General features: G+C 61.3%; 14 protein-coding genes. 4 read left to right on the top strand and 10 right to left on the bottom strand.

Going from position 1 to position 13,875, the window contains the following annotated elements; all coding sequences use genetic code 11:
- Nucleotides 1-8: 8 nt before the first annotated feature.
- Nucleotides 9-887 (bottom strand): crotonase/enoyl-CoA hydratase family protein, encoded by an 879-nt coding sequence (locus QRN54_RS04395; RefSeq protein ID WP_223304467.1) that lies wholly within the window; start codon nt 885-887, stop codon nt 9-11.
- Between the two features lie 45 nt (nt 888-932).
- Nucleotides 933-1,526: a TetR/AcrR family transcriptional regulator gene (locus tag QRN54_RS04390; protein WP_007730510.1), complete on the bottom strand. Its 594-nt coding sequence runs from the start codon at nt 1,524-1,526 to the stop codon at nt 933-935.
- Nucleotides 1,527-1,650: 124 nt separating this feature from the next.
- Here QRN54_RS04390 and QRN54_RS04385 point away from each other — a divergent pair, with 124 nt between their 5' ends.
- Nucleotides 1,651-2,304, top strand: coding sequence for a nucleoside/nucleotide kinase family protein (locus QRN54_RS04385; RefSeq protein WP_285181657.1), 654 nt, complete (start codon nt 1,651-1,653; stop codon nt 2,302-2,304).
- Between the two features lie 14 nt (nt 2,305-2,318).
- Here QRN54_RS04385 and QRN54_RS04380 read toward each other — a convergent pair whose 3' ends face one another.
- From QRN54_RS04380 to QRN54_RS04355, 6 genes are all read right to left on the bottom strand, one after another.
- Entirely contained in the window at nt 2,319-2,453 is a 135-nt protein-coding gene (locus QRN54_RS04380) for a hypothetical protein (protein ID WP_003942853.1), read from the bottom strand.
- A 227-nt stretch (nt 2,454-2,680) separates the two neighbouring features.
- Nucleotides 2,681-4,126 (bottom strand): aminobutyraldehyde dehydrogenase, encoded by a 1,446-nt coding sequence (locus QRN54_RS04375; protein ID WP_285181656.1) that lies wholly within the window; start codon nt 4,124-4,126, stop codon nt 2,681-2,683.
- Nucleotides 4,123-4,485, bottom strand: coding sequence for a cupin domain-containing protein (locus QRN54_RS04370; protein ID WP_285181655.1), 363 nt, complete (start codon nt 4,483-4,485; stop codon nt 4,123-4,125). Before QRN54_RS04370 ends, QRN54_RS04375 begins: the two co-directional genes overlap by 4 nt.
- Before the next feature lies 1 nt (nt 4,486).
- Complete coding sequence (locus QRN54_RS04365) at nt 4,487-6,091, bottom strand: N,N-dimethylformamidase beta subunit family domain-containing protein (protein WP_285181654.1); 1,605 nt, start codon at nt 6,089-6,091, stop codon at nt 4,487-4,489.
- On the bottom strand, nt 6,088-6,741 hold the full coding sequence (locus tag QRN54_RS04360; RefSeq protein ID WP_285181653.1) for an APC family permease: 654 nt from the start codon (nt 6,739-6,741) through the stop codon (nt 6,088-6,090). Before QRN54_RS04360 ends, QRN54_RS04365 begins: the two co-directional genes overlap by 4 nt.
- Entirely contained in the window at nt 6,689-7,543 is an 855-nt protein-coding gene (locus QRN54_RS04355; protein WP_285181652.1) for an APC family permease, read from the bottom strand. The genes QRN54_RS04360 and QRN54_RS04355 overlap by 53 nt, the downstream gene beginning before the upstream one ends.
- 248 nt (nt 7,544-7,791) lie before the next feature.
- Between QRN54_RS04355 and QRN54_RS04350 the strand changes: the two genes are divergently transcribed.
- The 3 genes from QRN54_RS04350 to QRN54_RS04340 all read left to right on the top strand — a co-directional run bounded on the left by QRN54_RS04350 (nt 7,792) and on the right by QRN54_RS04340 (nt 10,497).
- Nucleotides 7,792-8,838, top strand: a complete 1,047-nt coding sequence (locus QRN54_RS04350) for a LacI family DNA-binding transcriptional regulator (protein WP_285181650.1) — start codon at nt 7,792-7,794, stop codon at nt 8,836-8,838.
- A 90-nt stretch (nt 8,839-8,928) separates the two neighbouring features.
- Nucleotides 8,929-9,795 (top strand): alpha/beta hydrolase family protein, encoded by an 867-nt coding sequence (locus tag QRN54_RS04345; RefSeq protein WP_285181648.1) that lies wholly within the window; start codon nt 8,929-8,931, stop codon nt 9,793-9,795.
- A gap of 72 nt (nt 9,796-9,867) precedes the next feature.
- Nucleotides 9,868-10,497, top strand: a complete 630-nt coding sequence (locus tag QRN54_RS04340) for a hypothetical protein (protein WP_285181647.1) — start codon at nt 9,868-9,870, stop codon at nt 10,495-10,497.
- Between the two features lie 135 nt (nt 10,498-10,632).
- Here QRN54_RS04340 and QRN54_RS04335 read toward each other — a convergent pair whose 3' ends face one another.
- Nucleotides 10,633-11,967 carry an MFS transporter gene (locus QRN54_RS04335; protein WP_285181646.1) on the bottom strand — a complete coding sequence of 445 codons (1,335 nt, stop codon included), beginning with the start codon at nt 11,965-11,967 and terminating at the stop codon, nt 10,633-10,635.
- Nucleotides 11,967-13,682 (bottom strand): amidohydrolase, encoded by a 1,716-nt coding sequence (locus QRN54_RS04330; protein ID WP_030536127.1) that lies wholly within the window; start codon nt 13,680-13,682, stop codon nt 11,967-11,969. The genes QRN54_RS04335 and QRN54_RS04330 overlap by 1 nt, the downstream gene beginning before the upstream one ends.
- Nucleotides 13,683-13,875: the final 193 nt, after the last annotated feature.

Genomic DNA, 13,875 nt, shown 5'->3' with positions numbered 1-13,875 from the left:
TCCACTTTCTATCGAGGAGGGGTGTCGGACGCGGGGAGCGGCCCGCCTCCGTCTGGAATCTTGCGTCCGGAATCGCGGTACTGAACCGCGGCATGGAATCCGTCGCGCTCGGCAAAATCCTTGAACCAGCGCCCCTCCGGGGAGTGACGCGTAATTCCGTCGAACAGGGTTGCCAGTACCTGGGTGCCTTGCAATCCCATGTTGTCGTACGCCTGGTTGATCATCATCTTCTGCATGGCCAACTGATTGAGCGGAACACCGGCGATGCGATCCGCCAACGCTTCCACCGCCGAGTCCAATTCGTCGGCCGGCACCGCTTCGAGCGCCAATCCCCAGTCAGCCGCAGTGACACCGTCAATGGTGTCTCCCGTCAACAGCATTCGCTTGGCACGCTGGGCTCCGAGCCGGTACACCCACATCGCCGTCGTCGGGCAACCCCACACACGCGCAGGCGGGTATCCGATGCGAGCGTCGTCGGCCATGATCAGCATGTCGCAGGACAGCGCAATGTCACTTCCACCGGCAATCGCATATCCCTGAACCTTGCAGATCGTCGGCTTGAGCGATCGCCAGAGCGTGAAGAAGTCGTCGGTGTTCTGCTTCATCCCGCGAAAGTCCTTGATGGGGTCCCAGACCGGGCCCTGGTTCCACTTTCCGTCAAGGTCACCTTCGGCAAACTTCTTGAGGTCGTACCCGGCACAAAATGCCTTGCCCGCACCTTGCAAGACGATCACACGGACCTCGTCGTCGTCATTGGCTGCTGCCACCGCGTTTCGAATGTCAGACGGCATCCGGTCGTCGATCGCGTTGAGCCGATCGGGGCGGTTGAGCGTGATATACGCTTTTCCGCCGGACGTCTCGTACTTCAGGGTCGCAAAATCCGTCATCATCGGTCCTGTCGACAGAGCGCGCCTCGCTCGGAACGAGTTACGCTAGTTCTGGGTGAGGAGCAGGCGTACGACGCCTGCCCATTGACTGATCGAACGACGCGCAGACGCGTCGCTCTTCTGCACTGCCCGGGACAGCGCCAAACCACGGAGCATCAGCACCGTCAGATCTGCAATCTGCGAATAGTTCTCGGAAGCAACAATTTCGGGACCGAAAGCATCGTGGACAACTCGCCGCAGATCCCGCCCGGCGATTCGCTCCGATTCCCGGAGCACCTCGGCCAACACCGGATCCGTCCGCGCTGCGGACCACAGTTCGAGTTCCGCTTGAAATGGCGGCTGAGTCAACGCCGAATACAGAGCGGAGATCGAGTTCTCGATCGTGTCAACCGACGAATCCTGCCGAGACATGGCAGCTCTTACCGCCACCTCGTTCCGTACGACGATGTTCGACACCAACGCCGCAGTGAGCTCCTGCATGTTCGGAAAGTGGTGCAGCAGAGCGCCCCGACTGACTCCGGCAGCGGTTTGCACCGACTGCGCCGTCAGAGATGAATAACCGTCCGCTATCAGTAAATCCGTTGCCGCATCGAGAATCCGGTGGCGCGTCGCTTCGCGCTGCGCATCGCGCAGGGTCACGGTCTCACCTCCAACTTCTCGAGTGGCATGGATCACAGTTTCACAGTCCATTCAGACTGTCAATGGCCGAAAGCCTCCGGCGTACTCTCGATGCACCGGCCCTTCGGACTGATCGGAGCAACACGTGACGACCTCACCGCCGACCGTCTCGCTGACGCTCGACCAACTTGCTTCACGCGCTGCTTCCCTGATCACCCACGACGGTCGGAGAATCCTCGGCATCACGGGCGCACCGGGAGCCGGAAAGTCGACGGTGTCACAGGCAATTGTGCGGAAATTAGGTTCTCGTTGCTCCATCGTCGAGATGGACGGTTTTCATCTTGCCAATCGGGAACTCGACCGACTCGGCAGGCATGAACGCAAAGGCGCACCGGACACCTTCGACGTCGACGGCTACGCGGCTCTACTACGCCGACTCCGAGCCTCGAACTCGACGGTCTATGCTCCGGTCTTCGATCGCGAGTTCGACGAATCAATAGGCAGCACAACGGCTGTCGATCCATGTACACCGCTGATAGTCACCGAGGGGAACTATCTCCTCCTACCCAGTGGTGGATGGCAGGAAGTGCGAGCAGCACTCGACGAGGTCTGGTATCTCGACGTTCCGGAGGAAACTCGGACGAAGCGCTTGGTGAAACGCCACAGCCGCTTCGGAAAGAGTTCCGAAGCGGCTGCAGAGTGGGTGAAACGGGTAGATCAGCCGAACGCCGAGTTGATCAGCGCAGTCAGGCCACGCGCGGATCTGATCGTCAGAATCGAACGGTCCGAGCCTCAGTGATGTCAGCTGAAAACCTAAGAACCGCCGCCGGTTCCGAGAAAAGTGGCCAGCCCGGCAACTCCGGCGATTCCGCCGAATATCGCCGCCAATGCACCGGCGACGGTGATAACGCTGTCGAGCGCTTTGAGATCGGTGTCGGATGAACCCATGGCAGTCTCCTGGAGTCAGAATTGAAAGTGGGGTTGAATGTGCGCCGAAGTGCGCAATGTTGCACACGTCACTTTACCGGCATTCGCGACCCGAATCAACGAAAATTCTCTCTAAACATGTTGCACTGCAACATATTTAAACAGCAGCTTGCAGGTCCACCGAGGCACGACGACGGCCACCGTCCCGCAGCGCGGGCAGGTGGCCGTCGTTGGATATTGCCGAGGAGTCAGACGCTCGTCACATGCATGACGTGCTTGGCCCTCGTGTACTCCGCCAGTGCGAGCTCCGACAGATCCTTGCCGTAACCCGACCCGGCGAAGCCACCGTGAGGCATCTCAGCGGCGAGCATTCCGTGGGCTCCCACCCAGACGCAGCCGAAGTCCAGTTCGGCCGTCATCCTCATCGCGGTGCCGTGGTCGGACGTCCACACGCTCGACGCGAGAGCGTACTTGGTCCCGTTCGCAAGTTCGATCGCTTCAGCCTCGGTGGAGAACGACTGTACGGTGACAACCGGCCCGAATATCTCTTCCTGGACCAGCTCATCTTCCTGCTGCACCCCGGAAATAACAGTCGGTAGATAGAAAAACCCTGGTCCAGCTGGCTTTCCCCCGCCAATACATACGTTCGTATTTGCCGAGCGTCTCTCTACCAACTCCGCCACTCGATCACGGTGAGCGCGGCTGACCAGGGGGCCGAGACAATCGCCCGATTCCGGTCCGCCCAACCTCAAGTCCGCGGCCGCAGCCGTCAACTTCTCGGTGAACTCCTCCGCAACCTCCTCTTGAACGAGAATCCTCGTCGCAGCGGTGCAATCTTGACCGCTGTTGTAAAAGGCTCCGGCAACAATCCCCGCGACTGCGCCGTCGAGGTCCGCGTCGGCGAAAACAACGGCGGGTGCCTTGCCTCCGAGTTCGAGATGCAACAGCTTGACGTCTTCCGATGCGGCCTTTGCGACCGAAATCCCCGCTCTCGTCGATCCCGTCAGCGCAATCATCCGAGGAACCGGATGAGCGACGAGCGCGGCTCCGGTATCGCGATCGCCGCACACTACGTTCAACACCCCGGGCGGATAGATCTGCGCTGCAAGCACTCCCAGCATCACCGCGGTCTCCGGCGTCTCCTCGGCCGGCTTGAGCACGAGGGTGTTTCCCGTCGCGAGTGCCGGCGCGATCTTCCAGACCGCCATCATCAACGGGTAGTTCCAAGGAGCGATCGCACCGATCACGCCAATGGGTTCACGTCTGACATAAGACGTAGCACCCTCCGTGCACTCCATTGCGGCAACGCCCGGCAGAGAGCGGGCAATACCCGCGAAGTACCGCAGAAAGTCAACACACTGCGGGATCTCGTCGTCTCGCACCTGCCTGAGAGGCTTGCCGGTACTGCGGCATTCGACCTCGAGGAAATATTTCGCGTTTGCTTCCAGCGCGTCCGCGAGGGCCAGCAGCAACTCCTGACGGCGCGCAGGGGTGGACCGGCGCCAGGACCGCGCAGCCTTCTCGGACGAACGGCAGGCTCGGTCGACGTCATCGGCGGAACCGACGGCAGCACGGGCGTATACATTGTCGGTCACCGGATCGACCAGCACGGAAAGTCTACCTGCCGGGCTCTCGCACGTTCCGTTGATCACGTGACCAAACGCTGCGACAGTCATCGAAGTTTCCACCGTCATGAGCGCGATCCGGGGAGCGCGACGAAGAACTTCTTCGACGGCTCAACCGTCTCCCAGGTACCGCGAAACGACTGCGGCACGAAAAATGCTTCCCCAGCGGAGAATTCGCGACGGTTTCCATCGAGGTCGATCAGCGCCACCCGGCCGCTGATCATGATACAGACCTCGTCGTACGGATACGGGTCGCACAAGAGCGTGCCGGGCTCGCCTTCCCAACCACCGCCGAAGTATTCCCCGTTCGGATCTCCGAATGACCTCCATTCGGATTCCGACCAGTTCGGGCTCGCGTCGTCACCCCACTCCGGGATGAACCGCGTCCCCTGCCCTGGCCCGAACATTCGAATGCCGTTGACACTCATGTCATTTTTCCTTCGTGTTGGAGCTGGAAATTCGTGCAGCAAACAGATTCAGTACGTTTGCAGTTATTCGTTCGGTGAACGGATCGTGATGGATCAGCCCGTTCACCCATTCGGTGGAACCTGCGTTGAACACGGAGCCGAGACCTCGCTTGTGACAGGCGACCATTCCCGATCCGTATTCGAGATCACGAAGGTGATCTGGAGGCTCACTGCCATAGAAGCATTCGATGATTCCCTGCACTTCGGCGAAAGGCGCACCGATCGGAACTTTCCCGTTCCATTTGTCCCGCGAACCCGAAACTGCCGGCGCCATCGCGATGATCTCCAGATCCTCGGGAGCGCCGTCGACGCCGGTCGCATACGGCTGGCCCTTCCGGAACGTGAAATCCACGCCGTCCATCTCGAATCCGGCAACACAGATCGGGGCGATCCCGAAGTTGTCTCCGTAGTACAGGTCGGTTCCGTTCAACGCCCAATGATCCGGCCGGTATACCGTGAAACCGCCCGAAGACCTGGGAGTTGTTGCACCGTAACGATTGTAGACACCGGCCATGCCGGTCAATCCCATCGTCCACGCCCCCGGTCGGGCAACCTCGGGCGAATCCCACGCCGTCGTCACCCGGGTCGGGTCGACTTCTCGCATCGGATCGTCGAACGGATTCTTGTAACAGACTTGTGCGTCGTTTTCGAGGCGTACCTGCCACAGGAAGTTCCCGCCGAATCGCGCCAGACCACCACCCTCTTCGACGAAATCATCTATGCGGTCACGCATCTCCCAGGACCAGTACTCGTCGTGACCGACGACAACTGCGCATGAATATCCATGCAGCGCTGACGGATCGTTATGCAGATCGTGTTGTGTCACGTGGTGGACGCGGAACCCCTGCTCTTCCGCCCAGACCGTGAACGGCCTCTCGTAAGTGGCCCAGAAGGCGTCCGCATGGTGACGCGAGTAGCCGTTCACCCACGCCCATTCGTACGGCGGGTGACGGGGAATCCATCCGATTCCCGGTGTGTCGGTGTGGATGTTGCGTGCTGCACCCTCGGGTTTGCGCAACATCCCCCGCGCGACGGGACGCTGCGTCGAGGAAATCGGTGTCGGCACATCGCCGGAGCCGTCCGGAACACCTCGGTAGTGGTTTGCCCCACCCCAGTCGTTGTAGGCCAACATCGTGCTGGTGGTGTGAATGAGTACGAAGTCGGCATGCTCGGGTTCGCGCGCCTTGACGACGAAGAAGCCCTCCCGCTCAATAGTCACCCCTTCGTGGAGCATCCGGACCAGAACCAAGTACATGCCGGACGTCCATTTCGGATCTATCTCGACGGCAAGGGATTCCGCCCAGTCGCAGCCCACTGCGTACGCGCCGGCAGGCGTCTGCTGCTGCTTGCCCGGCAGACCGAAGTATTGCGCGACCTGTTGCGGCCGGGCGCCGTCTCGAACAATTTCGAGGTCGTATTCTTCTGCGGTGGTATGCACTCGGATCGAGACGGTGTCACCACCGAAGTACGAGAACCTGTCCGCATAGACCCATATCTCTGGAGCGCCCGGAACAATTCCGGGACGTTCGACCAACCCTCCGGGGACCGACCATGCGTATTCGCTCATGCCGACAACTCCTCGACCGAGTGTTCACGTACGCGCATCCCGCGGACCACGCCGAATGCGAAAGCCAACAGCAATGGCACTGCCAACAAGAAGTTTTGCGCGGTGGTCAACCCGGTCAGGTCACTCATGTTCATCAAGAGGTACCCGAGCGCGACGATCAACGCCACTGCAGCGAGCGAGGGTGCAATCAACCTCTGCCACAGACCTTCACCGCGAGAATCCTGCGAGAAGAACCTGAGCACGGCGACGGAAGTGAGAACCTGCAACACCAGCACACCGATGATCGTTGGTGTATTCGTCCACACGACTACTTGGGTGTACGGGTCTGCGGGCGTCAGCGCAAAGCCGGCGATTGCCGCGAATACCAGTGCGCCTTGTGTGATTCCGGCGACGCTCGGCGTTCCAGTGGTCGGCGAAACCCGTGCAAGCCCGGCAGGAAAGACTCTCGCGCGCCCCATGGTGAGCAGATAGCGACTGCAAGCATTGTGGAGGGCAAGGCAACCCGCGAAGAAGCTCGTGACGATCAACAGATGCATCACGTCGGTCATCATGGAGCCGGCAAATTCATTGTTGAGATCGAAGATCAGCTCGGACGGGTCACCGCCGAGTAGGTCGCCCATCCGACTCGGGCCGACGGCCTGCACGATCACCCAAGCACAGAATGCGTAGACCACAGCCAGAACAGTGACTGCTGTGTAGGTCGCACGCGACACTGTGCGTTTGGAATCGACAAACTTCCTCGCTGTAGATCGCCGTCTGCTCGAAACCGACGAAGGAGGTGAAGGTCAACACGAAGACGCTCGCCAGTCCGGCTGTCATGAAGGTCGACGGCGAAAAACTGTCGAGCGACAGTCCTTCGTGGCCGCCTTTCAACAGAACCGCCACACAGAAGACTGCGAGGACGCCGAGCTCGAGCGCCATCAAAACGGCCAGCACCTTCGCGCCGATATCGACCCTGCGATATCCCACCACCACGACCAGAACGGCGACCGCCAATGCGCAGGTGTAGACGGAAACGGTTACTCCCAGGAACAACTCGATCGTCGACGAGAGAAAGATGCCGCAAGCCACGACGAATCCGATCTGGCCACCGAGATAGCCGATGTAAGCCAGCACAGAGGCGCCTGCGCCGACTGTTTTTCCGAGCCCTTCGGTGATGTAGGCGTAGAACGCGCCCGCGCCGCGGATATGCCTGCTCATCGCCGTGAAGCCGACGGCGAACAGTAGATAGACGATCCCGGGAACGACGTACCCCACCGGAAGCGCAGAGCCGGAAACCATCAGGCCCAGTGGCGCGAATCCCACCAGGATCGTCAGTGGCGCCGCTGCGGCGATGACGAAGAAGACCAGATGACGGCTGTTGATAGTTCCGGCGCGCAGGCCCGAGGATGACGTGAGAGAACCGGATTCAGAATGCGTTCCTGCACCGGGAGGGTCGGTTTTTTCGGTCATGGGGAGGCTCCGCGAGTTAAGGCAAGTATGCGCCTGCCTGGTCAGGTTTCCCGAGGTTCGCCCGAATTTCTCTCGACGTTCGCCCGGTGTTCCTAAGAGAGTGCCGAATCGTTTCACCAGTGTCAATACCTGCGCTGAAACGATTCGACGTTTTGTTTTGAGGTGCCCCTCACCGGTGCACGCAACATGCCGAAACGATTGATCGATAGGCTGGAGACAAACCGACCAACGAGTAGAAACGATCCGCAGTGGCTACCCCTGTTTCGCCGACGCTTCGTGATGTCGCCAACGCCGCCGGCGTCGCGGTGTCCACGGTCTCCTATGCACTCAACGGCAAGGGCCGGGTCGACGCGGCCACTCGCGCTCGGGTTCAAGAGGTTGCCGACCGCCTTGGATACCGTGCCAATCGGTCGGCCCAGAATCTCAGGTCGGGTCGGACTGCCACCCTCGGACTGATGCTCCCCGCTCCCGACCAACTGTCATCGGCCGAGTACCTCAATTTCGACTGGTACGGGCGCGTGGCGACCGCCGCGACCCAGGCCGCATTCCACGCCGATCACTCACTCCTCCTACTACCGTCGATGAAAGATCCGAACGGACTGCGGCGCATCGAGATGGACGGCGTACTGGTCGTCGACCCGATGGTCGACGACCCACGCGTCGAGGTTCTGCAGAAGATCGGAATCCCCTCTGTCGCAGTGGGTCCTGGACACTCCGGGCAGTTCGGATACTCCGCTTCACCGGACCTCGCCTCCACCACGAAAACCCTTCTGAACCACCTCGCCGAACGTGGCGCAAGGGACATTTTCGTCCTCACCGCCGGAGATCATTCGGAGTGGACCCGCGCAACGACTTTCGCTTACTTCGAATGGTGCCGCGCCCGGGGAGTGGCACCACGCACCAGCGAGGATTTGACGTCGTTTGCGGGCGCCAGCACCGTCGGAGGCCTCATCGGCGCCGCGTATGCGGCCACCCGCGAGGCCCTCGACTCCCCGACTGCGCCTGACGCGATCCTGTCGTTGATTCTCGGTTGCGCCCCGGCAGCGGCGCGAGCGGCCCTCGATCTCGGGCTGTCGATTCCGGGTGACGTCTTGATTGCACAGGACAGCGACGAACCTGCCCTGCTGGTTTCCCAGCCCCCGATCACTGCCTTCGACTTCTTCCCCCAAGAACAGGCGGCAGCGGCCGTGCATGCACTGTTGGCCCTGGTCAACGGTGACGAACCCCCAGTTCAGAGCTATACGCGTAGCGAACTCCGCGTGCGCGCGAGCACGGCCCATTCGCTCACACCATAAATTCACCTGGCACCGATAGACTGATTTCCGAATTATCGTCCGTCGCCTGCCGAGAGGAATCAGGTCATCGCGCACCGCTCCCGCGACCGCTTGGCCGGGTATCTCGCCGTAGTGCTCGTCTGTGCACTCGCCCTCCTCACATCTGTCAGCAGTGCGACCGGCCTCGACCGCGATGTCGCTCCGGTCCGCATCGCCTACGCCGCGGCCGCAGACACTTTCGGCGATCTGTATCTTCCAGAAGGATCGGACGGCGACCTGCCGGTCGTCGTACTCATCCACGGCGGCGGATGGGCCCAGAAGAGCAATCTCGAGTACGCGGGCGCGTGGGCAAAAACCTTGACCCCGTACGGAATTGCGGTCTGGAACATCGAATACAGGCGCGTCGGCGGTCAGGGTGGTTGGCCGACCACGCTCTCCGATACCGTTACGGCCACCAACGCCCTGGCCGGCATCGTTCAGGAAAAGGCCTCCGGGCGACTGGATTTGAGCCGTGTACACATCGCCGGCTACTCCGCGGGTGGACAACTTGCCGCCTGGGTCGCATCGCGATCCCGACAGGGCGCAGACGCCCCGGAACCAAACCTCTCGGTGCCGGTTCGCTCGACGACGATCATGGCCGGCGTCTTCGACATGACGCTCGCCGCAACCGCGGGCAAAGATCGATTTGTTCGAAATCTTCTGGGCGGCATGCCTACCGATCATCCCGATCGCTACCGCATCGCATCACCGATCGAGCACCTCCCCACCGGCCTCCCCGTCACGGTGATCCACGGACTCGGAGACAAGGTCGTGTCGGTCGAACAGAGTCGGCGCTATGCCCGTGCCGCCCGAGCAGCAGGCGACGTGGTCGATCTGATCGAACTTCCCGGCGTCGGCCACGGCGAGTTCGGCAACCCGACGACCGACGCCTGGGCTATCACCAAGCAAGCAATAATCGGCCACATAAACGCCTCTTGAGCAGGTAATACGGACCACCGTGGTCTCAGCCGCTCGAAATAGAATTAGCTGAAACTCCAATGATGACGTACGGTGGGGTTATCAGAGGGCAGCCGTCAGTCAGGCAGCCGGTCGCTTCGCCCGGAACAACAGTTCCAGTATCCGTTCCAGGGGCAGACTTCCAGTTCGGTGCAAATCCGCGCCTTTGATCACTACGCACTTTCATCAGTCCCGCAGATTGTTGACCAGGCCGAAGGCTCCGACGAAGTCCGCCGCCAATCGCGTACCGACTGCACCAGTATCAACATGCGCTACACACCGCACGAGCCCAAAGACCCTGCGGTTCAAAGGAATACCTTGATCAACACCATGATTCACCCCGACGACACGAACAACCAGACGAACAGCAACTCGACGAACGGTCTACGGATCCCGACTTCTTCGGGCCGGATCCGCGAGCGCGGTATCGAAATCGTCTGCACCCTCTACCGTTGCAGCACCGACGAAGCCGCCGAGCTGTTGCTCCGACATTCTCAAACCAACAACCTCAAGGTCACCAGCCTGATCAAAGCGCTTGTCGCCCTGATCGACGAAGACACGTCCGGCACTGGTTACGGAAGCAGTAACACGCTGGCGTCTCACTTCTGGCTGCGTGAGATCAGAAATCTCAGCCAGGCCCACCGACGCAGCGATCATTTTCATCGCCATCTCGTCGGCGCGTAACCGGCGCTGAACGACAACTGACCTGAAACGACAGCTGGGGCAGTACACGGAAATCGTGTACTGCCCCAGCTTCGTGTGTTCAGTTGTCGGGCGGAGCCGATTCTCGGCGGTCAGGCGGTAGCCGATTCTCGGCAGTCAGGCGGAAGCCGATTCCTTGTTCAGGTCGTGCGGAGCACCGTCGGTATCGGTCGCTTCGTCCACGTGCTGCGGAGCGAAGAGCAGGCAGACGATGCTCAGGACGCACATGCCGATCAGCAGTGCGATGACCGGCCAGATGCTGCCGGTTGCCTTGTACATCAGCGTCGACACCAGCGGTGACAACCCACCGAAGATCGCGCCTGCACCCTGGTACGCCAACGAGATGCTCGTGTAGCGGGCCTGCGGCTTGAACATCTGTGACAGGACGGCGGCGATCGGGCCGTACGTGGCCGCCAGCACCAGTCGCATGACAGCGAAGGTCAGGAAGATCAGGAACACGGATCCGGACTTCAGCACCAGGAACTGCGGCGCTGCGAGAATCGCGACTGCCGCAAGGCCCCAGATGACGACGCGGACGCGTCCCACCTTGTCGCCGAGCCACGCCACGCCGAGAGTCGCGATCAACTCGACCACTGCAGCGACACTGAGCGCGTTGAGAATCAACGTCTCCGACAATCCGACATCGGGGTCGGTTGCGTATGCCGTGATGAAGGTCGTCACGAGGTAGTAGCCGCCGACTGCGACGGGCAGAATGCCGATGCCCAGGATGATCGGGCGCCAGTTGGTCACCAGCGCGTACTTGAGCGGGAGCATTTCCGGCACGTCCGCGGACTTCACCTCGGACTCGAAAACCGGGGACTCTTCGACCTTCAGGCGAACGACCAAGCCGACGAGAATCAGCAGCGCCGAGCAGAGGAACGGCAGACGCCAAGCCCACTCGCGCAGAGCGTCGTCGCCGAAGGTGGAGAGAATGCTGAAGAAACCTGTGGCCAGGAGCGCGCCGGCCGGGTTGCCCAGCTGAGCGAAACCGCCGTAGAAGGTCTTCTTGTCCTCGGGTGCATGCTCGACGGCCATCAGGACCGCGCCGCCCCATTCGCCGCCGACGGCAAAGCCCTGGACGAAGCGGAGCAGTACCAGCAGTAACGGCGCCCAGAACCCGATCGACGCGTAAGTGGGCAACATGCCGATGAGGAACGTGCCTGCACCCATCAGCGTCAAAGTCACAACCAAGGCGGTGCGTCGGCCCATCTTGTCACCGACATGGCCGAACACGATTCCGCCGAGCGGGCGAGCGAAGAAACCGACGGCATATGTCGCGAACGCCGCCGCAACGCCGGTCAGGCGGTCGGTTCCAGGTGGGAAGAAGATGTCACCGAACACCAGGGCGGCTGCCGTGGCATACACGTAGAAGTCGTACCACTCGATAGTTGTACCGACGAAGGCTGCAAATCCCGCCTTGCGGGCCTTCACGATCTGTTGCTCTCGGTTCATTACTTTTCCTCGGTGGTCGAAGTGCTCGACAATAGGTGGTTATGACCTGAATGTGCGAGTTCGCCGTCGATCCAGGTCTCTCGGACCTCGATCTGCGCAATCGCGTCGGCCGGAACCTCGAGGGGATCCGCGCCCAGAATGACGAAGTCGGCCCGCTTGCCGACCGAGATGCTGCCCAGCTCTGCTTCGCGGCCCAGCGCACGCGCACCGTTGAGGGTATGAGCCTGCAATGCCTGGTCGGCGGTGATGCGGAGTGCATCGGAGCCGAGCTGATGGCCCTGACGCGTCACACGAGTAACGGCTGCCTGAATTGCTTCGAGCGGCTTCGGCTCTGCGACGGGGGCGTCGGAGCTGATGGTCACGGGAACTTCGGCAGCGATGAACTCGCCTAGCGGGTTGAACCGCTCGCCCGGAGTGCCGATCGCAGCGGTGACGCCCTCGCCCCAGTTGTAGTAGTGCTGTGGCTGGTTCACCGGGTAGACGCCGGCCAGGTTCATCCTTGCGATCTGCTCGGCCGTCGGGAGTCCGCAATGCTCGATGCGGTGACGAGCGTCGGCGTCGGGGTGAGCCTTCTGCGCAGCTTCGATGGCATCGAGCACCATGTCGATGGCGGTCGGTGACTGAGCGTGCGTGGCGGTCTGCAGACCCACCGAATGTGCCTTGGCAATCAGCTCCGAGTAGTCCGCCGGCTCGTGGTAGAGCTGCCCGGTGCGGCACGGGTCGCCCACGTAGCCGTCGGGGAAGTATGCGGTCCAGCCTCCGAGTGTGCCGTCGGCGTAGAACTTGATGCCGCCGAACGCGAGCCGCGAATTGCCGAAGGCGCCGTGCATTCCCGTGTCGATGACGTGATCGAGGAGGTGGCTGAGCATGTACATGCTGACGCGGGTCTTGAGCTGATCCTGCTCGGCCAGACGCAGGTACATGTCGAATTCACGCCGGGTCACCTGGCAGTCACCGATGGTGGTGACGCCACCGGCCAGGAACTTGTCCTGAGCGACCGACAGCTGGCGAAGGTGCTCTTCCGGCTCGTCCTCGAGATGGAAGTTGGGGCCGTGATGGCCGACCTTCACTCCGTTGACGCCGGTGAGAATGTTGCACGCGGCGTCGGAGAGCTCACCGGTGAGTTCGCCGTCTTCATCTCGGAAGAACTCGCCACCGGCCGGATTCTCGGTGCTCGCGTCGATACCGTGCTTGTCGAAAGTGAAGGAGTTGACGACGCCGCCGTGACCGCTCGCGTTCATGAGGTAGACCTCGCGATCGGTGGCCACCTGATCGAGCTCTTCCTTGAGCGGGTGACGCCCTTCGATCAGGTTGCGGTGCTCGTAGCCGTATCCGCGAATCGGGACGCCCGCAGGTGCTGTGAGCGCCGCTTCCTGAAGTAGCGCAATGATTCCGGGGATGGAATGTGCCTTCTCCGGGCCACAGTCCACCCAGCTGAGCATCTGCCCGTACATCAACGGGTGTGCATGTGGATCGACGAAGCCGGGGACGACGGTGGCGCCGTCGAGTTCGACCACCGCGGTTGTGCGAGTGCTCAGCCGACGCGCCTCGGTGCGGCATTCCTCGAGCGTTCCCACCGCTGCAAAGCGGTTTCCGAACACCAGGAACGCTTCGGCTCCCACCGTGCTGTCGTCAACGGTGTGGATCTTGGCGCCGGTGAAGATCGTGCCGGTGGCGTCGAGAGGCGAGGCTTCGTGCGTGTGCAACTTGCGCATGGTGGTCCTTCGTCGAGATGGTGGTGCAGGTCACTGCGTGTTGAGCGAAAACTACGCCCTGACCTGGAGCTATGCAATGCATCAAAGTTTCAGACCAGGCGGTATACAACTTTTTTGTATGAGTTCTTGAGCATTTCTGCACTTATCCACATCATCCATGGCCACATGCGACTGTTCTAATAGGAAGCTCATA

This window comes from Rhodococcus sp. MEB032 (assembly GCF_030208925.1).
In the GTDB taxonomy this organism is placed as follows: domain Bacteria; phylum Actinomycetota; class Actinomycetes; order Mycobacteriales; family Mycobacteriaceae; genus Rhodococcus_F; species Rhodococcus_F qingshengii.
This window is presented reverse-complemented; position numbering and strand designations above follow the sequence as displayed.